Here is a 913-nt window from a genome sequence, read left to right as displayed (position 1 = left end):
CGAGGCTGTGTGAAAACTCCCGATTATGCTATGATCGGGCACTGCTTCGGAGGTGCCAGATGGGACGTTTCGTTGAAGTTGCTGACCGACAGCAGGCGAGCTTTCTGCCGGCCTGTCTTGAGGATTATGTGGATGCTGACAACCCGGTCCGCATCATCGATGCTTTTGTCGATGAACTCGACCTGGCCGAACTCGGCTTCGCGCGCGTGCAGCCGGCAGCCACCGGCAGGCCCGGTTACGCCCCGGGCACGATGCTCAAGCTTTACGTCTATGGATACCTTCATCAGCTGACCTCGAGCCGGAAGCTGGAGCGCGAGGCCGGTCGCAATATCGAGCTGATGTGGCTGACCGGCAAGCTGGTGCCCGACTTCAAGACCATTGCCGATTTCCGCCATGACAATGCTGGTGCGATCCAGATCGCCTGCCAGCGCTTCGTTGCCATCTGCCGAGCCCTTGGCCTGGTCGGTGGTGGCATGGTTGCGATCGATGGCTCACGTCTGCGCGCGGTGAACACGCACGAGAAGAACTACACCAAGGGCAAGCTGGCGCGCCGGAAGGCCCATGTCGAAGAGAGCATCGCGCGCTATCTCGCCGAGCTCGAGCAAGCCGATGGTGCCGAGACCGGCCCGGCCACGCCGCGGATCGAGCACCTGACCGAGCGACTGGCGTCACTGCGCGGCCGCCTTGGCGAACTCGAGACGATTGGCCGGCAGCTGGAAGCCTCCCCTGACGGGCAGATCTCGCTGACCGATCCGGACGCCCGCGCCATGGCAACCGGCAGCGACCATCGCGGCGTCGTCGGCTATAATGTGCAGGCGGCCGTCGACACCAAGCACCATATTGTGGTGGCCAATGCGGTGACCAACCGGGGCCATGACCGCTCGCACCTGCTGGAGATGGCCAAGGCAGCCCA

The 913-nt window shown here is 63.5% G+C and carries 1 protein-coding gene; it reads left to right on the top strand.

Features of this window, described 5'->3' with window-relative positions:
• Positions 1 to 59 precede the first annotated feature (59 nt).
• Positions 60 to 913, top strand: an 854-nt coding sequence (locus ABFY71_RS18690; protein WP_347947373.1) for a transposase, incomplete at its 3' end; no start/stop codon positions are given.

This window comes from Devosia alba (assembly GCF_039938915.1).
In the GTDB taxonomy this organism is placed as follows: domain Bacteria; phylum Pseudomonadota; class Alphaproteobacteria; order Rhizobiales; family Devosiaceae; genus Devosia; species Devosia alba.
This window is presented reverse-complemented; position numbering and strand designations above follow the sequence as displayed.